Here is a 22,600-nt window from a genome sequence, read left to right on the forward strand (position 1 = left end):
TTGCTTCGCTTTGCTCGCAATGACGGGGAAACTGCGGAAGCTACGCCGCCAGCTTCACCACGTGGGCAAAGTCCCAATAGAGCTTGCGCGCGCGCGTGTAGAACGGGCCCGGCTTCAGCTCGCGCTGGTCAATACGAATCACAGGCGCGACCTTCGCAAAATTGCCCGTCGAAAAGATCTCGTCGGCGGCGAGGAAGTCGGCATAGCGCAGCGTCTTCTCGACCACGGTGACGCCGTCGGCGCGAAGCAGGCTGATGACCCGCTGGCGGGTGATGCCGTTGAGGAAGGTGCCGTTCGGTACCGGCGTGTAGACCACGCCGTCCTTGGCCATGAACACGTTGGAATTGCCGAACTCCGCGACGTTGCCGAGCATGTCGAGCATCAGCGCGTTCTGGAAGCCGCGCGAGGCGGCCTCGGCAAGCGCGCGCGAATTGTTCGGATAGAGACAGGCGGCCTTGGCCTCGACCGGGGCGCACTCGGCGGTGGGCCTGCGGAACGGCGACAGCGTGATCGCGTTGCCGACCGGCTTTGGCATCGGCGCCTCGTAGATGCACAGGCACCAATCGGTGGTCTCGGGATCGAACAGCACGCCGCCGCCCGAGCCGTTCCGCGCCCAGTACATCGGACGGACGTAGAGCTCGGCATTCGGCGCGAAGCGCGCGATGCCCTCGTTTGCGAGTGTCAGCCAGGTCCCGGTATCGACCAGCGGCTTCAGGCCAAAGCTGATCGCGGATTGATTGGCGCGGGCGACGTGACGGTCGAGATCGGGCGCGACGCCTTCGAACGCCCGCGCACCGTCGAACACGACGGAGCCGAGCCAGGCCGCATGCGTGCGCGGACCCATGATCGGCACATTGCCGTCATGCCATTTGCCCTCAAAGAAGGTCCAGCTCGGCGAATAAGCGATGGGCTTTTTGATCTCGGCCATGACCGGCCTCTCCATTGGCGTGGCGCCGCATTATAGCGCCACTATTGGGCGCAATTTCTAAATGATTCCCTGCGGGAAAATGGTGAGTTACCCTCCCGGAAGGGGAAAGGAAGCACCATGCCGCTCGATCCGCTAGCAAAGCGTTTGTTGACCATGATGGCTGCGGCTGCGCCGCAGGCGCGGAGCCGGCCCAGCGTGGAGGCACGGCGGCAATCATTGGCAAAGCTGATGCAGTTTGCGCGCGCCGATGCCCCTGACGTGACGACGTCCGACGGCATGCTGCCTGGTCCCGGCGGCGCGCTGCCCTATCGCCTCTATTCACCCGCAGGCGCCGATGATCGCGCGCCCGGCTTCGTGTTCTTTCACGGCGGCGGGCTCGTTGCCGGCAGCATCGCCACGCATGACCGCATCGCGGCGGCGCTGGCACATGCGACCGGCTGCCGTCTCGTCTCGGTCGATTACCGGCTGGCACCCGAGCACAAATTCCCCGCCGCCGTGGACGATGCGATCGCCGCCACCGAATGGGTGGCGCGCGAGGCCGCATCGCTCGGCATCGACGCCGGGCGTCTGGTGCTCGGCGGCGATTCCGCCGGTGCAACGCTCGCTGCGATCGTGTGCCAGGAGGCCGCGCAGGCCGCGGGCCTTTCCATCGTCGCGCAATGCCTGATCTGCCCGGTGCTGGATTTCGAGGAGGCCTCGCCTTCGCGCGAGGCATTCGCCGAGGGCCACCTGATCGACCGCGTCACGATCGAAGCCGATCTCGCCGATTATCTGCCCGAGGACTTGGATGCCGCCGATCCGCGCATCTCGCCCTTGCGCGCGACACGGCTTGCGGACCTGCCGACCGCCATCATCCACACCGCCGAGTACGACCCGATGCGCGACGAGGGCAATGCCTATGCGCGCAAGCTGCTCGCCGCGGGCGTCACGGTCGAGCACGTCTGCCACGAGGGCATGGTTCACAATTTCCACGCCATGGGCGCCATCCTGCCGCAGGCGCAGCTCGTGCTGTCGCAGATCGGTGAGCAGGTCAGGCGAGCGGTGGGGACGTGAAACACCTCGTGTTGCCGTCTCCCGCAACGGGAGAGGAAAGAGAATGCCTCACGCTCTCGCCGCGATGACGGAACGCGCCGCCGCGACGTAATTTGGCCAATGCGCGTCCGCATAACGCTCGGCCTGTCGCACGCAGGTGACGTCGGGCGCATGCGCAGCTGCGATCATGCGCGCAAAGCGCTCTTCGGCGACCGTCACGTCATCGGCCGCGATCGAGGGCGCGGCTCCAGCGGCGGTCGGCGCAACGGCGAATCCCGCCAGTCCGGCGAGCAGGATGCGGCGTGACGTGTCCATGGCTATCGTTCTCCATTGTCCGGCCTGCACTCTGGCGCGGATTGTGTCCGTGCGGTCACGGCAACGTACCTGCGTGCATTCGCACCGTCCACCGATTGCGGACACCGCTTGACCACGCGGGCGATCACATTCCATCCAACAGGCAGTTCCGCCATCAGGGCAAACGCGTGACGTTGCGGACGCCGCTCTACGCGGTGCGCGGCTGACTGCGGACCGTGGTGGATTTTCCGTAAAGCGGAGCGTCCGCATTTTCACGCATATCGGAGCAAGGCCGCTCCCGCTCATCGTTGATGATGAAGGGCTTTTCGCGTTCTCCGCTGACGTAAACGACGCCGGATGCGTGAACCAATTGTTAGCCCTCTCGCGCAATCGCGCACCGCCTTACCTTTCGGCAAATAAGCTTGCGGCAAACTGAGCCAATTCCGCTTGGGAGGTTGGGAATGCCCCGCTTGGTATCGGAACGAACGTTCCTCGCCGGCCAGATCTTCTTCAACTTCGGTCAGTCGACGATCGATTGCGTCGTGCGCCGGATGTCCGAAGACGGCGCGACGCTGGAGATGCAGAGCAGCCTCGGCGTGCCCGATCGGTTCCAGCTCCGGCTCGCAGGCCAGGAGATCCTCTCCTGCCGTGTGCTCTGGCGGTCGGACCGTCAGGTCGGGGTTGCGCTCGGAGCGGAAGATCATGTCGATCCGAAGGCCGTGGACGAGCAGGAGCGGCCGACCGATTCGCTGATGCGCGGACAGATGCTGGCGCTTCGCGCGGCACTCGATTTCGTCCCACTGGGCATCGTGCTGCTGGATGCCAATCTCCGCGCGCAATTGATCAATCGGGCGTTCCGGCAGATGTGGCTGTTGCCGGATGAAGTCGCCAACAGCAACCCGTCATTTGTGATGCTGATGCATCATGGCCGCGATACGCTCGCCTACGAGATTCCGCCGGCCGAGCTGGAGGCTTATGTCGCCGAGCGCGTCCGTCAAATACAGGTAGGCGATGCGTCGCCGCGCGACCTGCGCCGTACCAGCGGCGACGTCGTTCGGATGCAATGCACGCCTCTGCCCAACGGCGGGCGGATGCTGACCTATACGCCGGTCACCGACATCGTGCGCTACTCCGACGAGCTGAAATTGCTGCGCGACGCCCTCGAGAACGTCGAGGACGGCGTGCTGCTGCTCGACCGCGATCTCAACGCCAGCTTCATGAACCGGCGCATGCGGCGGTTCTGGGAGGTGAGCGAACAGGAAGCCGCCGCCCGCCCGACCTATGCATCGTTGGTGAGCCGGGTGCACCGTGCGAGCGCGCCCGATCTGCCGGCGAACGAACTGGCGAAATTTCCCGTCAAGCGCGTCGCCGAAGTCAAGGCGGGCGATCATGTGCGCGACCTCCAGACGCCGGATGCGCGGCGGATCAGGGCCCACTGCACCACGATGTCGAACGGCGGCCGCATGCTGACCTATGTCGATATTACCGATCTCACCAACAAGGCCAACATGCTGGAGCGCCTGGCCACCACCGACCCGCTCACGGGCCTCTATAATCGCCGCCATTTGCTGGGCTCGCTCGACGCAGAATGGAGCCGCTTCCAGCGCTACTACCGCTCCGTTTCGGTCCTGATGCTGGACATCGACCATTTCAAGTCGGTCAACGACCGCTATGGTCACGCGGTCGGAGACGAAGCGATCAAGGCCGTGGCGGCCGCATGCCTCGATGGCAAGCGCAAATCGGACGTCGTCGGCCGCTTCGGCGGCGAGGAGTTCGCGATTCTGCTGCCCGAAACCAGCCTGTCGCGTGCAAGAATCGTCGCCGAGAGAATCCGCAAACGCGTGATGAGCGCACAGATCGCCGCCGACCAAATTCAGTTCGGCGTCACCGTGAGCATCGGCATTGCGGAAGCAAGTGTCAGCATGTCCGGCATCGACGCCTTGATGAGCGCGGCTGATCACGCGCTCTACCAGGCGAAGGCCGAAGGTCGCAATCGCTGTATTGCCTGGTCGCCTCCGCCGTCCATGAACAAGGCGGCGGAGTGATCGCACCGCAGATCTAGTCCGGCACCGGCACGTCGAACGTGTTCAGCGTGACCGACACCATGCAGTAAACGCCGACGAGATAGGACAGTTCGGCCGCGCCGTGCTCGCCGAATTCCTTGACCGCGGCCCGATAAGTCAGTTCCGGCAGCACGCCGCCGCTGACCAATGCGGACGCCACGTCGTAGGCGACGGCCTCCTGCTTGGTGAGATCGACCGGCCGCTGTCCGGCGACGATGGTCGCGAGCTTCTCGTCGGAGAGGCCGCGCTGCTCGGCGACCAGCACATGCGCATAGAGTTCGTAGCCGGAGCGGAAATGCGACCCGGTGACGAGGATCGCGACCTCACGCACCGGCGCCGGCAGCAGCGGGTTCGCCGCGATCGCCTTGACCAGCTCCCACACCGGCTTGCCGAAGCGCGGCTCACGGATCCAGGGATTCCAGGGCCCGAGCAGCGCGCCATCGTCGCGCATGTTCACAAAGCCCTTGAAGTGATCCTTGATGCCCGCTCGCATGTCGTCATAGAGCGGCTTCTGTTCGGCACTCAGGTCTTTCGGGTCGAGAATGGGAAGGCGCACGGCAGGTCTCCTCGTTGAGAAGCCGCGAAACTCGCCCGCAGGCGCGCGCAAGGCAAGTGAAGTTGCCGTGACGGCCGTGCAATCTTGCAATGGCAGGGAGGCGCCAGCTATCAGGCCTCAGGATTTCGCAAGTTCTGCGGATTCGTTACGTCTTCGAACTCAAGCGCCAGTGGCTGCGCTGTATCGAGGAACGACGACAAGGCCGCCTCGAACGGTGCTGGATCGAGTCCGCGCGCTTTCAGCCAGGCGGGCTCATAATAGGTCTGCCGGTAGCGCTCGCCGGAATCGCAGATCAGCGTCACCAGCGATCCCGTCTGATTCGCCTTTCGCATGTCCGAGGCGAGCCGGCACAGCGCCAGGAAATTGGTGCCGGTCGAGCCCCCCACCGAGCGGCGCAGCCGGCGCAATAGCACGTTCATCGCCGCGATCGTCGCCGCATCCGGGATCTTCATCATCCGGTCGACCACGCCCGGCACGAAGGAGGGCTCGCAGCGCGGCCGCCCGACACCTTCGATCAGCGAGGGGCGGTCGCAGACATGGGAGCGGTCCTGCGAGCTGAAGCAGTCGAAAAAGGCGGAATGCTCGACATCGGCGACGCAGAGCCGCGTCGGATATTGGCGATAACGCAGATACCGCCCGATGGTGGCCGAGGTGCCGCCGGTGCCCGCGCCCATCACGATCCAGTCCGGCAGCGGGCGCGGCTCGCCCTGCAATTGCGTGAAGATCGATTCGGCGATGTTGTTGTTGCCGCGCCAGTCGGTGGCGCGCTCGGCGAAGGTGAACTGGTCCATGTAGTGGCCGCCCAGCCGTGCGGCCAGCGCGCCGGCCTCCGCATACAGCGCGCGGCCGTCGTCGATCAGATGGCAGTTACCGCCGTAATGCTCGATCGCGGCGATCTTCTCCGCCGAGGTCGTGCGCGGCATCACGGCATAGAAGGACACGCCGATCATCTGCGCGAAATAGGCTTCCGACACCGCGGTCGATCCCGACGAGGCCTCGACGACAGGCGTGCCTTCGCGGATGTGGCCGTTGCAGAGCGCGTAAAGGAAGAGCGAGCGCGCGAGCCGGTGCTTCAGGCTACCGGTCGGATGCGTCGACTCATCTTTCAGATAGATGTCGATGCCAGCGAGCGCCGGCACGATCAGCCGGATCAGATGCGTGTCGGCCGTGCGGCACTGGTCGGCCTCGATCGCGGCGACCGCCTCGTCGACCCAACCGCGCCGATAGGCCGGTCCGGCCGGATTGAGGTGGCGGAAGGGGAATGGCTGCATCACCTGAATCTCTCATGATGCCGATCGCGCATCAATAGCTTCGGCTCAAAACTCCAGCGGCGCGTTGTCGACGACTTCCTTCATCACGAAGAAGGTGCGGGTCTGGCGCACGCCGGGCAGCGCGATCAGCTGCTCGCCGTGGATGCGGTTGAAGTCCTCCATGTCGCCGACGCGGATCTTGAGGAAATAGTCGAAGTCGCCGGCGACGAGGTGACAGTCGAGCACGAATTTCAGCCTGGTGATCGCCTGCTCGAAGATCGCAAAGCTCTCCGGCGTCGAACGGTCGAGCACGACCCCGACCATCACCAGCGTGCCCTTTGCCACCTTCTTCGGCGCGACCATGGCGCGGACGGCGGCGATGAAGCCGTGCTCGAACAGGCGCTGGGTGCGGCGATGGCAGGTGGCGGGACTGATGGCGACGGTTTCGGCCAGCTCGGCGTTGCTCAGCCGGCCGTTATTTTGCAGCAATCTCAACATCTTAAGGTCGATACGATCAAGGCGAGCAGACATGGAAGGATCTTCCGTACTTAGGGCCGATTTCGAAAGGAATACCACACATTTTGTCAATCGTCGCAAGACAACCCGCAATAGAGGCGCAATATATGAAAGCACCTTTTGGAAGAGCGATTCTACCATCTTTGCAGACATTAACGCCAATCGGGATGACCTGACGATGCTCGAAAAATTCGCGCGCTATCCGCTGACCTTTGGTCCGACACCCATCGAGAAGCTGGAGCGGCTGTCAAAGCATCTCGGCGGCAACGTCGAGGTCTACGCCAAGCGCGAGGACTGCAATTCCGGGCTCGCTTATGGCGGCAACAAGCTGCGCAAGCTCGAATACATCATCCCCGACGCGATCGCCTCGAACGCCGACACGCTGGTCTCGATCGGCGGCGTGCAGTCCAACCACACCCGCATGATCGCGGCGGTCGCGGCCAAGATCGGCATGAAGTGCCGTCTGGTGCAGGAGGCCTGGGTGCCGCACGAGGACGCCGTCTATGACCGCGTCGGCAACATCATGCTGTCGCGCATCATGGGCGCCGACGTGCGCCTGGTCGACGATGGCTTCGACATCGGCATCCGCAAGAGCTGGGAGGAGGCCATCGAGGAGGTGAAGGCGGCGGGCGGCAAGCCCTATGCGATTCCCGCCGGCGCCTCCGTGCATAAATTCGGCGGGCTCGGCTATGTCGGCTTCGCCGAGGAAGTGCGCAAGCAGGAAACCGAGCTCGGCTTCAAGTTCGACTACATCGTGGTCTGCACCGTCACCGGCTCCACCCATGCCGGCATGCTGGTCGGCTTCGCCGCCGATGGCCGCGCGCGAAAGGTGATCGGCATCGACGCGTCCTTCACTCCGGCGCAGACCAAGGCGCAGGTACTCTCGATCGCGCAGAACACGGCCAAGCTCGTCGAGCTCGGCCAGGATCTCGTCGTCGACGACGTCGTGCTGATCGAGGATTATGCTTATCCCGCCTATGGCGTGCCGTCGGAAGAGACCAAGGAGGCGATCCGCCTCACCGCGCGTCTCGAAGCCATGATCACCGATCCCGTCTACGAGGGCAAGTCGATGCAGGGCCTGATCGATCTCACGCAGAAGGGCTATTTCGAGAAGGGCGCGAAGATCCTCTACGCCCATCTCGGCGGCGCGCCGGCGCTGAACGGCTACGGGTATGCATTCCGGAACGGCTGAGGTCGGTAGCCCGGATGGAGCGCAGCGCAATCCGGGGTACGAACCGAGCCTCTACCGCGTCCTGACAATCTGCAGCAGCTCGTCGCCGTAGTGCTCGAGCTTCTTGTCGCCGATGCCGGGCACATTGCGCAGCTCGTCCATCGTGGTCGGCCATGCGCGAACGATGCCGTCGATGGTGGCGTCGTGCAGCACGACGTAGGCCGGCACGCCGCGTTCGCGGGCAATGTCCGCGCGCCACGCTCGGAGCCGCGTGCGCAATTCAGGATCGACATCGCCCTGCGGCGCACCGGCCGCGGGCGCCAGATCACCGCGGCGGGACTTGGCGCGGCTCGAACGGATCCGGGTGCCGGGCGCTTCTTCGCGCAGCCACACCTCGGTTTCGCCCCGCAGCACGCCGCGCGACGAATCCGTCAGCTTCAGCGCGCCGAAAGCTTCGCTGTCACTCATCAAGTGCCCCATCGCCACGAGCTGCCGCAGCACCGTGCGCCACTGCTTCTCGTTGAGCTCGCGTCCGATGCCGAACACCGTGAGCTTGTCGTGGCCGAACTGCGTCACCTTCTCGGTGAGGCGTCCGATCAGCACGTCGATGAGGTGCATCGCGCCGAAACGCTGCCCGGTGCGATAGACGCAGGACAGAAGCTTTTGCGCCAGCACCTTGCCGTCGCGCATTTTCGGCGGCGTCAGGCAATTGTCGCAATTGCCGCAGCCCTCGCCCATCACGATCTCGCCGAAATAAGCGAGCAGCCGCCGGCGCCGGCAGTGCGGCGTTTCGGCCAGGCCAACGAGCGCATCGAGCTTGCCGATAGAGACCCGCTTGAATTCGTCGGAGCCGCTCGACTCGTCGATCATGCGGCGCTGCTGCACGATGTCCGAGAGACCGTAGGCCATCCAGGCCGCCGACGGCTTGCCGTCACGGCCGGCGCGTCCCGTCTCCTGGTAATAGGCCTCGATGCTCTTGGGCAGATCGAGATGCGCGACAAAGCGCACGTCCGGCTTGTCGATGCCCATGCCGAAGGCAATGGTCGCGACGATGACGATGCCGTCCTCGTTGAGGAAGCGGTCCTGGTTGCGCGAGCGCACGCTGCTGTCGAGCCCGGCGTGATAGGGCAGCGCGGCAATGCCGGCGTCGTCGAGCGCGGCGGCGACCTCCTCGACCCGTTTGCGGGACAGGCAATAGACGACGCCCGCATCGCCCGCGTGACGCTCCCGGATGAAATCCTTGAGCTGCGACACCGCGTTGCGCTTGTCGACGATCTCGTAACGGATGTTGGGACGGTCGAAGCTGGAGACGAAGTGCGGACTGTCGGCAAGCTGAAGCCGCTCGACGATCTCCTTGCGGGTCAATTCGTCGGCGGTCGCGGTCAGCGCGATGCGCGGCACGTCGGGAAAGCGCTCGGCGATGATCGACAGGCCGACATACTCGGGGCGGAAATCATGGCCCCATTGCGAGACGCAATGCGCCTCGTCGATCGCGAACAGCGCCACCTTCGCCCGCGCCAGCAGCGCCAGGCAGCGCGGCGTCACCAGCCGTTCCGGCGCGACATAGAGCAGGTCGAGATCACCCGCGATCAGGCGCCGCTCGATGTCGGAGGCTTCCTGCGGGGTCAGCGACGAGTTCAGCGCGGCGGCGTTGACCCCGGCTTCGAGCATGGCGGCGACCTGATCACGCATCAGCGCAATCAAGGGCGACACCACGACACCGCAGCCTTCGCGCAGCAGCGCCGGCAGTTGATAGCACAGCGACTTGCCGCCGCCGGTCGGCATCAACACCAGGCAATTGCCGCCGTCTGTGACGTGCCGGATGATCTCGCCCTGCGCGCCGCGGAACCCGGGCAGGCCGAACACCGAACGCAGCACCGACAGCGCATCGCGGCCCTGGGCCGGCGCAGGCAGCGGAGCGGTGGAAGGAGAGGACATGGGCATGTCGGGGTGAGCCGTGAGATTCGTCACAAGGCCAGTCGCATGACCGCGGAGGCGTGGCAAGGCCGTTTGCGCGGCAGAACGCAGCCTTCCCCCTCCCTTTGTGGGAAGACAATTTTCTTACGCCCCGATCCTTCGCAGCGCTTCCGCGACCGTCACGATCGGCATGTCGCGCTTCCCGGCTGCCTGCAGCGCATGGCGCATCAGGTACGGCGTACAGCCATACGGGCTCGGTGCGTTGGCGACGTCATGGCCATAGAAGATCAGCCATCCGCCGCTCTCGACCGCCTCGTCGAAATAGCGATCGACACCCGTCGTGTTGATCTCGCAATCGACCAGGGGCGAGGCGCGCAGGAACTGGAGGTCGATGACGTCGCGATTGACGCCGGGAAGGATGCCGCGCGCCGAGCGGAAGGTCTTGGCGAGCTGCGGCTTGCGCCACACCGACGCGATGCCATAGGGGTAAGCAAAATTTTCCAGCATGATCGAGGAATCGATGCTGCGAAAATGGCTGCGGTTTCGCTCGATCTCGCGGGCCATGGCGGCCTCGTCGAGACCGACCGCACTCAGGTGCGAGAAAGTATGGCAGGCAATCTCGTGTCCGGCCCGGTGAAGCCGCACGATCGCGTCGTTCGACAGACCGTGCCAGTGGTCCGAGGGACGATCGACCAGGCTGCCCGCGAGATAGAAGGTACCGCGGCCGCCATGCTGCTCCAGAAGTCCGGCGCCCTCGCCTGCGGCGCTATCGGGGGCATCGTCGAAGGTGAAGCTTACCATGGGCGCATGCGCGGGCAGCCGGTGCGGCGCGGCGCGGAAATGCCGGGCCAGCCGATTGCTCACGCGTCCCTGGAGTGCCGACCACACGACTCGCATTTCCTGTCTGCCCCGCCCCTCACTGAAGCATTCGTGCGCGGCTCGAGGCAAGCTTCACACTTCGTTAGTCCTAACGTCGACCCCGTCTTCCCCGACGTAACGTGCAAGCACCGAAGCGTCGGTCCCCGCGCCGAGATATTGCAGCCAGTTCCGGAACAATGCCGCCGCCGCGCTGCCGGCGGCGATATCGGCACGCAAAGTCAGCGGCGGCAGTTCGTTGCTGAGCGCGGGGTGGCGCTGATGCCTTGCCTGTTTCTCGAAGCGGACCAGCTTCTCTTCCGTCGCAGCGTCAAAATAGCTCACCGGCAAATTCGGATAATTGTCGCGCTCACGCGCAAGATAACGACCGATGTCGCGCAGATATTCACGCTGAAGCGACAGCGCGTCGTATTCCGGATGGCCCTGGAAGAACAAGAAGCGGCTGGCATATTGCCGGACGAAAATGTCGACGCCGGCCTTTGCCGAACGCGTCAGCACCTGGTAGCCGGCCTGCGCGAGATCGCTCTCGGCGATTTCGTTGAGGCGCGAATGCGAGACCTTGAGCGGCGCCGGCGCGGCCCGCGTCAGCGGATCGCTGGTCACGGCCTCGCAGTCGAAAATACCATGACATTTGACCGCGAGCGGCCGCCGTTCGATGCGGTCGAGATGCAGCACCGCGGCATGCGCAGCGAGGCACGACCAGATCGTCGAGCGCGTGTTGACCTTGGCCCAATCGATCAACTCGGTGAGATCGCGCCAGTACGGTTCCTGGTCGAGCTCGGGCGCAACCGGTTCGGCGCCGGTCACGATCAAGCCGTCGAACTTGTGGCGCCTGAGCTCGGTGACGTCCGAATATTCGCTCTCGACATGCCATCTCGCTTCAGGCGAGCGATTGACCGAGGGCAGCGAGAAGCAGTGAAAGCGGATGCGGCGCGGACCTGCCGCGGCTTGCAGCAGCTTCATGAACTGCCGCTCGGTCGCTTTCAGCGCCGGATCCGGCATGTTGTTGATCAACCCGATGGTGAGCTCGGTGCCGCCGGGCTCGCGCGCCAGATCGCCCGCTCCCGGCACCAGCGCCGGGCTCGATATGGCTTGATCCCTATCGATCAGGATCGTCATCGGTGCGGCCGCCTACTCCGCGGCCTGGAGGCGCGCGGACGGGCAGGCCTTTTCCAATGCCTGGTCGAGGTCCTCGATGATGTCCTGGCAATGCTCGATACCGATCGACAAGCGGATCGTTTCCGGCAGCACGCCGGCGACCCGCTGCTGCTCCGCCGACATCTGCCGGTGCGTGGTCGAGGCCGGATGGCAGGCCAGCGACTTGGCATCGCCGATATTGACGAGGCGCGTGATCAGCTTCAGCGCATCGTAGAACGACTTGCCGGCTTCCATCCCGCCCTTGATGCCGAAGGTGAACAGCGACGAGGCGTTGCCGTCGAGATATTTCTGCACCAGCGGGTAATAGGGGCTATCCGGGAAACCGGTGTAATTGACCCAGGCCACGCGCGGATCCTTGCGCAGGTATTCGGCGACCTTGCGGGCGTTCTCGCAGTGGCGCTCCATGCGCAGCGCGACGGTTTCGATGCCCTGGAGCAGCAGGAAGGCGTTGAACGGCGACAGCACCGAACCCATGGTGCGCTGATAGATGCTGCGCGCGCGCTCGATATAGGCCGTCTTGCCGAAGCGCTCGGCGTAGACGAGGCCGTGATAGGAGGCATCCGGCTTGTTGTAGCCCGGGAAGCGATCGGCGTGCTTGGCCCAGGGGAAATTTCCGGAGTCGACGATGGCGCCGCCGAGCGTGGTGCCGTGGCCGCCCAGAAACTTGGTCAGCGAATGCACGGCGATGTCGGCGCCGTAATCGAACGGCTTGAGCAGGATTGGGGTTGCAACGGTATTGTCGACGATCAGCGGCACGCCATGCGCGTGGGCGACCTTCGCCAGTGCCTCGATGTCGCAGACATTGCCGGCGGGATTGCCGATGGTTTCGGCGAACACGGCGCGGGTGTTCTCGTCGATCAGCTTTTCGATCGCCTCGGGCTTGTCGCTCTCGGCGAAGCGGCCGGTGATACCCTGCCGCGGCAGGATGTGCGAGAGCAGCGTATGCGTGGTGCCGTAGAGCTGCGGCACGGAAACGATGTTGCCGCCGTGATCGGCGACGTTGACGAAAGCGAAATGCAGCGCAGCCTGCCCGGTCGCGACCGCAAGCGCGCCGACGCCGCCCTCGAGCTCGGCGATACGCTTTTCCAGCACCGCGCTGGTCGGATTGGCGATGCGGCTGTAGCGATAGCCTTCGGTCTCGAGATTGAAGAGCGCCGCGCCGTGATCGGCGCTGTCGAAGGCGTAGGCCGCGGTCTGGTAGATCGGTACGGCAACCGCGTGCGTGGTGGCTTCGGGCTCGTAGCCGGCGTGAATAGCGATCGTCTCGTTGCGCATCGTGCCACCTCCGCGTGGAGCGGGCCGCACTTATTGGCCTGTATGAGGCATGTGCGTTGTCCGCCGTCCCTCTGTTAGAGGCGGGTGGTAAAGCGGACAATAATTCGTCTAGAGATCGAGGAAGTAACCCTAACGGTTGTTGGGGAATTGGCTAAAATTCGAGTCAAATTCGATTAACGAAATTTTTCGCCGCCGGCTGAGTGGCTTCCTTCTCCCCTTGTGCAGGGGAGAAGGTGAAACCTTCGCTGCCCTATCAGTCCATCTGTTCCCATAGCCGATGGGCGAGCACGCCGGCGCGCTTCTCGATCGCGGCCGCCGCATCGAGCGCGAGGTCCTCGCGATAGCGCCCGGCGATGAGTTGCACGCCGATCGGCTTGCCATCGTGCAGCGCCACCGGCACCACGGCGCCGGGCAGGCCCAGCACGTTGATCGCGGAGATGAAGCGGATCTCGCCCCAGAAGATCTCGCGCACGCGCTCGGCGCTGACAGTGTCCTCGCGCGGGCCCGGAATCGGCTTCACCGTGGTCGGCGCCAGCACCACGGGATACTCTTCGCAGAACACTTGCCAGGCACGGATATGGCCGTTGCGCGCGGCGGTCGCCTGCATCCAGGCCTTGAGGTCGAGCAAATTGGCCTTGGCTTTCATGCCGCCCCAAGCCTTGTGGAAGTCTTCGGACGTCACCTTCAGCATGCCGGCCTCCTGCATCACCATCGTCTCGTTGGTGATGATGTCGCACCAAGTCTGCCAGACGCCGTCGATGTCGGGCACATCGACTTCGCTGACCCGATAGCCGGAACGCTCCAGATGATCGGCGGCCTGGCGCAGCGCCGCCGCGACGTGCGGATCGACGTCCATGTCTTCGGGAATCCTGGCCAGCGCGACCTTGATCGGCCCCTTCGGCTTCGGCCCCACCAGCGGCGCCGGCACCCACCAGGGATCGCGCGGATCGCGCTGGCTCATCACCTCCAGCGCGAGCCTGACGTCGGCGACGTGGCGGGCGAGCGGCCCCTGCGCCGACATCAGATGCGCCAGCATCGGCCGCTCGGCCGTTGAGCTCGCGTTGAAAGCGGGAATACGCCCCTGCGTCGGCTTGATGGTCGCAACGCCGTTGCAATGCGCCGGCCAGCGGAGCGAGCCGCCGATGTCGTTGCCGTGCGCGATGGTGCCGATGCCGGCGGCGACGGCCGACCCCGCACCGCCCGAGGAGCCACCGCAGGTGATATCCGGATCCCAGGGATTGAGCGTCAGCCCGTGCAAGGGGTTGTCGGTGAAGCCGCGGAAGGAGAATTCCGGCGTGTTGGTGAGGCCGAGGACGATCGCGCCGGCCTTCTTCAGGTTGCGCACCACGGGCGAGTCCGACGGCGCGACGAGGTCCTTGTTGGCGGGAACGCCATTGAAATTCGGACGGCCTTCGTAGTCGACATTCTCTTTGATCGTGATCGGTACGCCATGCAGAAGGCCGAGTTCGCCGCCCTTCGCGCGCCGCTTGTCGGCCGCATGGGCCGCAGCCAGCGCCTCTTCCGAGAGATCGACGACAACGGCGTTCAGCCTCGGGTTGACCGCACGCATCCGGTCGAGATGCGCCTCCACGGTCTCGACTGCGGAGATGGCGCCGGAGCGGATTGCGGCTGCGGTCTCGACCGCCGACCATTGCCAGGCCGGGCCCTTGGGACGGCGCGGTGCGGACGATTTTCGCGCGGCGGCCTTCTTGACCGGCTTGGTTGCAGCCTTCGCGACCTTGCCCTTGCGAACGGCGTTTTTCTTGCCGGAGGTCTGCGCTGCTTTCTTCGCAGCAGTTTTCTTCCTGGTCACCGTCTTCTTCGCCACGTCGCATCCCCTCAAATTGCGCTGCGGAAGTTATGGAGGTTCCATGACCGTGTACAGGCGCGTTTCTGCATGCCGCGCTGTCGCGACGCGTTGTCGCGGCCGACGGCGCGGGAGAGACGCTCATGCACCTTTGGGTCTTCCCATGACCCACATGTTGATTGAATGACGTAGCGAACTAGCGCTGAGATTCCCGCATCGCGACTAGCTTTTGACGCGGCTATTTGGACAGCGACAAACTAGAGCATCTGCCTGCAGCCGCATCGCCATGACGGCAGCGACCACCGATGGAAGGGTGTCGCGGACGGGCGCGAGGGACGGGAGGTATAGATGGCCGGAGCGGGGCTGATGGCGGAGAGAGTGGGACTCCCGACCATTGACCGCGGATCCTCCAAAAACACCGAAGAATAAGGCATTCCCGAAAAAGCTGGCGTAGGTTTGCGACCACCGCTGTGTACCACCGGATCGGTCGGTTCGGTCGTCAACCTCAGCCGATCTCAAGGCGTTTGAGGATGCGCGGAGCGGAACGTCACTCGGCCGTTTCTTCAGGCCACTTCGTGACTATGGTGTCCAGCAGTGCCCCGTAGAACCCGCCCATCCCGTGGCACGTCAGGACGTGCCCGCCGGGTCGTTCTCGAATTCCTCGCGTATCCGGGGGCCGACCTCAAGGTTCAGTTCGGGGGATCGTGACGTAGCCGGCGCCAATCCCGCAGCGAGGCAGATAGCCCTGTCGCCCGCTTGTTGGGGTCCTCGCGGTCTTTTAGCGTTCGATGATCACACTTCTGAACTGGTCGGTCGGGCACTTCTTGCCGCCGACCTTGCCGTCGTCGCTCAGGATCTGCAGTTTTGTGCTGTTCGGAATCAGGAACAGCGCCTCCGGGTTCAGCCCGGTGAAATCGGCACCGGCCACCGGCGTGGGTTTGGCGCCTTTGGCGCCGGACCAGCGGCGCAGCACGGAGGTGCCGTTTTCGTCGATTGGCCCGGCGACGATCAGGTAGCCATCGCCGTCGCGCTCCAGGCTGCGGATGCCGAGGCCGTCGAGATCGAGTTCGATCGGCTCGCCGAGTTCGGCCCGGACGTCGTCGTTCTCTCGATCGATCAGCGCCGCGGGATTCCTGATCGGCACGATTAGGGCCTGCTTGCCGGGGATCGGATTGCGGAATCCGACGTACAGCGTTCCGCCCGGCCCCTCGGCCAGGCCTTCGATGCTCAGGCCGTTCGGCTTCTTCGGTGCAATGAGGGCGGCATCACCCAGCTTATAGGTCGGCAGCCCGGCGAGATCGTCGACCAGGAGATCGTAGCGCTTCCCGGCCGTCTTCACCGTGGGCGTCGCGCCGTCGACGATGTCGGTGGCGAACAGACGCCGGCGCCGGTCCTGAACCTCGCCGTCGCTGTTGGTGCCGTGCGAGGTAATCCAGTAGATGCGCGATCCGATCGTGGCGGCGCCTTCGATGTCGGACTCCTTGTCCTTCTTGGTGCCGAGAAAGCTTTGCAGCGGTACGTGGCCGGCCGGATCCGGCTGGCCGCGCCGGTAGATCTGCAGCACATTGTGTTCGTCGTCGCCGACCACGAAATGATCCGGCCCCAGCGCCACCGCCGCTGACGCATCGCACATGCCGCGGTAGATGGTGGGCTCGGCCGCCGGTGCGGGCGCGACCAGCAACAGCAGTGTCAGCGTCGCCAGGACGGGGGTGCCGGCAGCAACAGGAAGGGCACGCATCATCGATCCAGCTCCTCTTTCGAAAGATCCTCGCCGCGGAACGTGCGCACCGGTTCGTCGCGCCCGCGCTCTATCTGCGGTTGTCCTAGGCCTGGCCATGTCCGGCAAGGCAACCGGGGGGAAGCGTCGAGACAATGCCGGTACAGGAAGAACCAGGCAGTCCAGAACGAGTCGCTGCCTCGGCACGCCGCGCCTCTACCACTGGCCAATTCCGTTGCCAAATTGATTCGGCTCAGCTATTAGTTGAATCATATTCAAGCGGCCGGCCGCCATTGACGGGTGGCAGGCAAGCCATTTTCAGCAGACGGATAACATGCCAGTCAACAAATTTTTCCGTTTACTTATTATGTTTTCGGCGCTCGGTTGCGGTCAGTCATTGGCGCAGGAGCAGGACGAAATCGATCCCGCAGCCTTGCGTCCCTACTGGCTGGGTCAGGAGCCGGGTACGGCCGCCGCTACGGCCCCCTACATCCTGAGTGCCGAGGAACGTGCGAAATTCAATGGCACGTTCGGAATCGATCTGTCCCACTACAGCTTCGATATCGACAACGACGATCCCGTCTGCAAGACGCAACAAGGGTACGAAAGCCCGGCGTGCTCATGCACGATCGATTGGCAGGCCGTCGCAGACAATCAGATCCTCTTTGCGTACAGCAAGGCAAGCGACGCGGCAAACACGGACCTCTCGTTCCGGAGAGTCTGGTCCGAGCTCAAGGCCAAGCATGATTCGAAGGTCCTGTTCCGGGGCGCGTTTCATTTTCTTCGACCCTCCGTCGATGCGGCAACCCAGGCAAGGACATTTCTGAATGCGGTCGGAGCAGTGGGCGGAAGGAAACCCGCCCAGTTGCCCCCCGTATTGGATATCGAATGGTCGAACAAACGTATCACTCCTGGTACACCCGAGTTCGACGCCTGCCCAACGGATCGACGCACGACCAACGATCAGGGGAAAACGTTCTGCGACATGTGGTACAAGGTCCATCCGGAGGATATCGCCGTTGCGGCGAAGATTTGGATCGACATCGTCGAGTACGCGACAGGCCAGCAAGTGATCATCTACACGAATCCGACTGCGTGGTGGAATCCCGTGATGAAGGCGAAGGGTGCCGATCTCATGAAACGGCAGCCGGTATGGACCTCGCGGTACACGTCGCAAGGCCCCCGCTACAATCCGAAGTGGGACGACGAAGGCGGTAGTCCGAAATGGAAGATGGCGCCTATTCCTATGGGCGCGACCTTTCCTGCCGGCAGCAAGTACGACATAGCCCACTTCTGGCAATTTTCGGAAGCGGCCTACCTTCCGCCGAAGCTCTTTACGTGCGGCGGAAATGCCGTACGCAAGGCCATGGACATGAATTGGGTGCCAGTCGACAAGAACGAGTACCTACCGCTTTTCGGCGTAGGCACTCCCTAGTATCGTGGACGCGGCAACTTCCGGCCAGGCCGGCGGGTAACGACGACGGCCGATCAAGACCTGCGTAGACCTCGTCTAACGCTCCATCGCCGCTGCCGGCGGCTTTGCCGCAATAAACTTATCCAGTCCGATCGAGTTGATGGTGGCGGACAATGTCTTAAGGCGCACCGTTTCACCGATCGTCAGCGGTGCGGTCTTGCCGTTTCCTACCTTGTATTCGACAGTCGCGGAAGGCACCGAGGCAGGCACGCGCGAGGGCTGCGGATTGATAATTGGCGCAAGCGCCGACTTGGAGGCATCCGTGTTGGCTATTGCGAGTCCGTTCAAGGACTTCTTGCTCAGGTCCTGCGCCGACAGATGCCCGACGCTTTCCTGAGCGTTGCCGACCTGTGCAGTGTTCTGCAGCGCGTCGACCGCTGAAGACGACCCGGTCCGGTTCGCCAGGATCCCCAAAGCCTGCGGCACCGCCAATTTGGTCCGAACCAAATTCCTGATCTGGTCCGTGGCGACCAACGTCGCGTTCGGCGGAAGTGCCGGAAGCGGCATGCTGAGGACGTTCTTGATCAACTCGACATCCGATTCGTTACCGACCAGCGACAAGGCGCTGATCGCCTGAGGCCAATATTGGTTCGGATCCCCTTCGAGCATTTTGCGTATAGACGCGATATCATCGGCACTCAAGGCCTTGACCTGATCTACCGGCATCCCGTGCAACCACGGCGGGCCGATGACCTTGAAAGCCGAAACCGTGAGGCCGGCTTTCGCCGCGAGATCCTCGATCTGCTTGCTGACGGACGGCAAGGCAGGTGCCACGGCAGCACTAGCCTCGGAAGCGGGCGGCGCGGTGCTCGGTCCCCCTTTGGGCGCAGCAGCGGAGGGCATTGCAGCCGTTCCGGCCACCACCACCGGTGCCTGCGGAATCCTCGACGCCGTCCTCAAGGCGGAATCCTTGAAGGCATCGCACTCCTTTCCGATCATCCCGGTATGACCGACCCCCAACTGCCAGAACATGACCCTTCTTCCGACATTTTCGGGCGACGTGTCGTCACTCGTGGGAGCTTCGGCGGAGTGCTGAAGCCCCACATTGTGGCCGCGTTCGTGAAGCCAAAGCTGGGCGTCGAAATCCGGATAAGGGACCGTGATCATCGGCTCCTTTCCGACCGGACCGCAACCGACCGCCCCGCCTACGCCATTGCAGTCGATCGAATAGGTGATCAGCACGTTCGCCGTAGGCGCCAGGGTTTTGAGAGCCTGGATCTGCACCCTCGAAGATCCGTCGGTCGGGAGCTGCGAGTTCTGAATGAGATCTCCCGACCGCACGAACTCCACGGGTTCGCACAAGACCGACCAGGAATAATCCTTCGCCGCGATCATCTTGTTCATGTCAGAAATGATCTGATCGATCTTTTCGTTGTTCAACAGAAGTGCGGGATTCGCGGCGACAGTGAGCTGGTGAACGGTACGGTTGGCGCCGTACGATTGAGAACTGACGATGGAAAGGATCGCCCAGGAAAACGCCCACAAATTTCTCATTTGCCCTCCAACGGCCGCATCGACCCGGCAGGTACGGCATTCGATAAAACAATGTGCCATTGCATCACTCTTGCCCTCCCCGGTCAATCGATGCTTGTATGGGAATGGAATTGCACGTTCGAACGGGGGCAACGAGCAGAGATGTCACGTTTCATGCGCTACACGAGCATTTTCGCCGGCGCTTGGCTCCTTTCCGGCACGTCGGCGCATTGCGACTCCCCCCAGCAGGATTTGCCTCTGCCTCAAGCCTACAAGTCGCTCCTAGTCAGCGCCGGAGCGATCACGGGATCCTCGCAGGAACTCATCCAGCTCGAGCGCTCCGTCCAGAGACTTCAGGCTCTGCGCACCGCGCTCACGATACAACTGCTCAATCACAACTATGGCGACACGATCACGATAGCGGACGCCGTCGATGCGAACTTTCAAACACAGCTGAAATCACGCCAAGGTTTGGACGTTCCCGTGCTGACCCAAGATGCGATCCTCTGCGCTCCGAGAACCTCGCACATCCAGGCGGTAGCCCAGTTTAACTTCCTGAACGCGGTCGTCAGCAAAATACAGGAACTGAGCAAACCTGCCGCGGCAACCGATCTCGCCTCGGCGCTGAAAGCGGTGCTGTCCAGCTATTCGCTGAGCGCTGCCGACGTATCGTTGGCGTCGAAGGACGCGATAGATGCGCTCAAGAACCGGCAGCAAAAGAGGTGTTCGAGCGACATCGCGAACTTCGACGCTTCCTACTACGGCGTCCGAATCGAGGATCTGAGCGTGGCTGCCGCTGGCGCCGCGCCATCCGCCGGTGGCGCCGAAGCAGCCCTTCCGGCATTGTCGTTCCTCGGTCCGATCGGCGTCCTGATAGACACCATAGTCGGCATCGTCACCCCCGTTATCATCGAGGCTTCCAACCTCGTAGACGAAGCAAAACGTGAAGAAGCGATCAGGAAATTCCTCTCCGACACCGACAATCAGAACGCCTTGCAGACATCGGGGCGAGAACTGGCCCGCCTGATCGACAGATACACGCTCGCTAAGAGGCTGCGCAGTTCTGGTGCGTTCGTCGAAGCCCTCGAGGCAGCCAAAGCTACACAAATCAACCTCGGCAAGCTGGACGAATGCAAGGGCTTCGACCGAAAATTCGACCGCGTGTCCGGTTCGCCTCCGAACGCGGCGTTCATCCTCTGCTGGCGGGCCGCGTGGCAGAAGCTCGAGCCGACGGTCACGTCGGCGCTGAAACTTGCGGACGATTACGATCGGTTGGCCGATGCCGGCGACACGGCAACGGCTTACACCACCTACCTGAACATCACGAAGGACCTGGGCGCCATTCGCGACAACAGCGTCACAAATCCAAATCTGTTCTGGCGGTACGTCACCCAGCTGGTGGGTTTCGCAAACACCGTGCAAACGGCGTTCTCCGTCGACAATCGGGAAAAGATCCACAAGGCGATCGAGGGACTGTCCAAAGCGCCCTGAGCAATGCCGCAGCGAAGTCCGCGAAAATCCGTCCCTGCATGCCTGCTGATCTTCGCCTTGGCATGCGGCGCGATTCAGTGGGGGTCGTCGCGAGCCGCGGATCGGCACGATCCAAAAAAGCCTCAAGAAAACACGGAACTGAACGAGGCTCTGGTACGGAGCATCCTGTCGGGACGCCCGGAAGAAGTCGACGGGTCTCTGGCGAAAGGAGCCAATGCGAACCAGGTGATATGGATCCGATCCGAAGGCCGAAGGACGGAACTGCCGGTATTGGCCATTGCGGTTCTTCTCGACGACAAGCGCTCCATCCAAGCGCTGATCAAACACGGAGCGAAGAGGGCGGACAGCTGCGAGATCGGACCTCTCGTGCTCGCGATCGGCGCACTGAACCAGATACTGCCGAAGGACCGGGCCGACGGACCGAGCTTCGACAACATCATGCAATCGCAAACGGCCATCAAATGCTACCTTCAGATCGGAAAATATAGGCCCAGCGATCGGCCGAAGGACGAGACGCTTATCCGATCGATCGTCCGCGGAGACGTCGACGGCGTCGGGAAGCTCCTGAAACGCGGTGCGGACCGGAACGCCCGCGAAGCGGGACTTCCGGGAAAGGATCTCAAAGACAAGGGTCGGACCGTACTGCAGATCTCATTGCTGGAAGGACAGTCCGAAATTACCGCGCTGCTGTTGCGCTCGGGCGCCGACCCGAACGCGAGAGCCAACCTCGTATCCAGATGGGGCGGGTGGCCCGGGTTCACCGCCTTGATGCTGGCGATCGAACTCGAGATGCCGGACGCGGTCAAGCTGCTCCTCGATAACCACGCGGGAGTGCTGGTCAAGGACGACAATGGATACCTCGCGATTCATCATGCCGCTGCAGGCGATCATGCCGAGGTGGCAAGAATGCTGCTCGAGGCCTCCTCGGAGGCCGACCAACGCACGATGCTCAAGCAGCCAATCGACGACGTCGAAAACATGAATGCCTTGACTACGGCGGCGCATTACCGTGCCGTCGAAGCCGCGCAATTCCTCATTCGGCGCGGCGTCGAGCTTCTCGGCAAGGATTATGTGACCGACAATTCGAAGCAGGCGCTTTTGGACCTGGTAACGAACAAGGAATATTCCGGGTTGGGTCGGCGAGCCCGATCCGAATCGCGGACAGCTGCACTTTCCATCGCTGCGGCGCTTCTCGACAACGGCGCGGATCCGAACGAGGCCGACGACGAATCGAACACGATATTGATGCGCGCGATAACGGGGGGATCCGGAGTCGACATGATCGAACTACTGCTCGATCGCGGCGCCGATCCGGGCGCCACCAATGCGCTCGGACAGACCGCCGATCATTTCGCAAGCGCGAGAACGGACGGTGGTGCCTTAAAACTAGCTCTCGAGTTGAGGCGAAAACCTGCCGTCAAGCGGGAGTGACCTTCTCAGCACGGTTGGCAAGACCACCTCTTGTCGCCGGCATTGGCCATCAAGCACCCTTGTTGACCTCCCGTGGTGCACTGACCGCAGCAATTGGGTCCCCGCTGCGCGAGCGTGAAACAGGTAGCCACGTCCCGGAGCGCTGGGGAGCATTCGACCAATTTCGGTGAT

18 protein-coding genes are annotated in these 22,600 nt (G+C 63.4%); 6 read left to right on the forward strand and 12 right to left on the reverse strand.

What is annotated here, in order from left to right:
* Nucleotides 1–40: 40 nt before the first annotated feature.
* Nucleotides 41–928, reverse strand: coding sequence for a branched-chain amino acid aminotransferase (locus IVB41_RS15985; protein ID WP_247432564.1), 888 nt, complete (start codon nt 926–928; stop codon nt 41–43).
* Nucleotides 929–1,045: 117 nt separating this feature from the next.
* Between IVB41_RS15985 and IVB41_RS15990 the strand changes: the two genes are divergently transcribed.
* Nucleotides 1,046–1,981, forward strand: a complete 936-nt coding sequence (locus IVB41_RS15990) for an alpha/beta hydrolase (protein WP_247282942.1) — start codon at nt 1,046–1,048, stop codon at nt 1,979–1,981.
* A gap of 48 nt (nt 1,982–2,029) precedes the next feature.
* Here IVB41_RS15990 and IVB41_RS15995 read toward each other — a convergent pair whose 3' ends face one another.
* Nucleotides 2,030–2,275 (reverse strand): hypothetical protein, encoded by a 246-nt coding sequence (locus IVB41_RS15995; RefSeq protein WP_027568028.1) that lies wholly within the window; start codon nt 2,273–2,275, stop codon nt 2,030–2,032.
* 440 nt (nt 2,276–2,715) lie between these two features.
* Here IVB41_RS15995 and IVB41_RS16000 point away from each other — a divergent pair, with 440 nt between their 5' ends.
* Nucleotides 2,716–4,299, forward strand: coding sequence for a diguanylate cyclase (locus tag IVB41_RS16000; RefSeq protein ID WP_247432567.1), 1,584 nt, complete (start codon nt 2,716–2,718; stop codon nt 4,297–4,299).
* Nucleotides 4,300–4,312: 13 nt separating this feature from the next.
* Here IVB41_RS16000 and IVB41_RS16005 read toward each other — a convergent pair whose 3' ends face one another.
* From IVB41_RS16005 to IVB41_RS16015, 3 genes are all read right to left on the reverse strand, one after another.
* Entirely contained in the window at nt 4,313–4,873 is a 561-nt protein-coding gene (locus IVB41_RS16005) for a carboxymuconolactone decarboxylase family protein (protein ID WP_027568030.1), read from the reverse strand.
* Between the two features lie 110 nt (nt 4,874–4,983).
* Nucleotides 4,984–6,144, reverse strand: a complete 1,161-nt coding sequence (locus tag IVB41_RS16010; protein WP_247432891.1) for a PLP-dependent cysteine synthase family protein — start codon at nt 6,142–6,144, stop codon at nt 4,984–4,986.
* 45 nt (nt 6,145–6,189) lie between these two features.
* Nucleotides 6,190–6,654 carry an Lrp/AsnC family transcriptional regulator gene (locus tag IVB41_RS16015; protein ID WP_007599137.1) on the reverse strand — a complete coding sequence of 155 codons (465 nt, stop codon included), beginning with the start codon at nt 6,652–6,654 and terminating at the stop codon, nt 6,190–6,192.
* A gap of 163 nt (nt 6,655–6,817) precedes the next feature.
* Between IVB41_RS16015 and IVB41_RS16020 the strand changes: the two genes are divergently transcribed.
* Nucleotides 6,818–7,831 carry a 1-aminocyclopropane-1-carboxylate deaminase gene (locus IVB41_RS16020; RefSeq protein WP_247432570.1) on the forward strand — a complete coding sequence of 338 codons (1,014 nt, stop codon included), beginning with the start codon at nt 6,818–6,820 and terminating at the stop codon, nt 7,829–7,831.
* A gap of 51 nt (nt 7,832–7,882) precedes the next feature.
* On the opposite strand, the gene recQ is transcribed toward IVB41_RS16020, so the two are convergent.
* The 6 genes from recQ to IVB41_RS16050 all read right to left on the reverse strand — a co-directional run bounded on the left by recQ (nt 7,883) and on the right by IVB41_RS16050 (nt 16,584).
* Complete coding sequence (recQ, locus tag IVB41_RS16025; protein WP_247432573.1) at nt 7,883–9,748, reverse strand: DNA helicase RecQ; 1,866 nt, start codon at nt 9,746–9,748, stop codon at nt 7,883–7,885.
* Between the two features lie 123 nt (nt 9,749–9,871).
* Nucleotides 9,872–10,615: a polysaccharide deacetylase family protein gene (locus IVB41_RS16030; protein ID WP_346770832.1), complete on the reverse strand. Its 744-nt coding sequence runs from the start codon at nt 10,613–10,615 to the stop codon at nt 9,872–9,874.
* Nucleotides 10,616–10,678: 63 nt separating this feature from the next.
* Nucleotides 10,679–11,722: a homoserine O-succinyltransferase gene (locus IVB41_RS16035; protein WP_247432581.1), complete on the reverse strand. Its 1,044-nt coding sequence runs from the start codon at nt 11,720–11,722 to the stop codon at nt 10,679–10,681.
* Nucleotides 11,723–11,734: 12 nt separating this feature from the next.
* Nucleotides 11,735–13,036 carry an O-acetylhomoserine aminocarboxypropyltransferase/cysteine synthase family protein gene (locus IVB41_RS16040; RefSeq protein ID WP_247432584.1) on the reverse strand — a complete coding sequence of 434 codons (1,302 nt, stop codon included), beginning with the start codon at nt 13,034–13,036 and terminating at the stop codon, nt 11,735–11,737.
* Nucleotides 13,037–13,289: 253 nt separating this feature from the next.
* A complete protein-coding gene (locus tag IVB41_RS16045) occupies nt 13,290–14,864 on the reverse strand; it encodes an amidase family protein (RefSeq protein WP_247432586.1) in 1,575 nt (524 codons plus the stop codon).
* Nucleotides 14,865–15,621: 757 nt separating this feature from the next.
* Entirely contained in the window at nt 15,622–16,584 is a 963-nt protein-coding gene (locus tag IVB41_RS16050; RefSeq protein ID WP_247432589.1) for a DUF3616 domain-containing protein, read from the reverse strand.
* 310 nt (nt 16,585–16,894) lie between these two features.
* On the opposite strand from IVB41_RS16050, the gene IVB41_RS16055 reads away from it, so the two are divergent.
* Nucleotides 16,895–17,995: a glycoside hydrolase family 25 protein gene (locus tag IVB41_RS16055; protein WP_247432592.1), complete on the forward strand. Its 1,101-nt coding sequence runs from the start codon at nt 16,895–16,897 to the stop codon at nt 17,993–17,995.
* A 75-nt stretch (nt 17,996–18,070) separates the two neighbouring features.
* On the opposite strand, the gene IVB41_RS16060 is transcribed toward IVB41_RS16055, so the two are convergent.
* Nucleotides 18,071–19,528, reverse strand: coding sequence for a hypothetical protein (locus IVB41_RS16060; protein ID WP_247432595.1), 1,458 nt, complete (start codon nt 19,526–19,528; stop codon nt 18,071–18,073).
* Between the two features lie 141 nt (nt 19,529–19,669).
* On the opposite strand from IVB41_RS16060, the gene IVB41_RS16065 reads away from it, so the two are divergent.
* Nucleotides 19,670–20,998 (forward strand): hypothetical protein, encoded by a 1,329-nt coding sequence (locus IVB41_RS16065; protein ID WP_247432598.1) that lies wholly within the window; start codon nt 19,670–19,672, stop codon nt 20,996–20,998.
* A gap of 3 nt (nt 20,999–21,001) precedes the next feature.
* Complete coding sequence (locus tag IVB41_RS16070) at nt 21,002–22,429, forward strand: ankyrin repeat domain-containing protein (RefSeq protein ID WP_247432601.1); 1,428 nt, start codon at nt 21,002–21,004, stop codon at nt 22,427–22,429.
* Nucleotides 22,430–22,600: the final 171 nt, after the last annotated feature.

Source organism: Bradyrhizobium sp. 44, from assembly GCF_023073095.1.
Classification (GTDB): Bacteria; Pseudomonadota; Alphaproteobacteria; order Rhizobiales; family Xanthobacteraceae; genus Bradyrhizobium.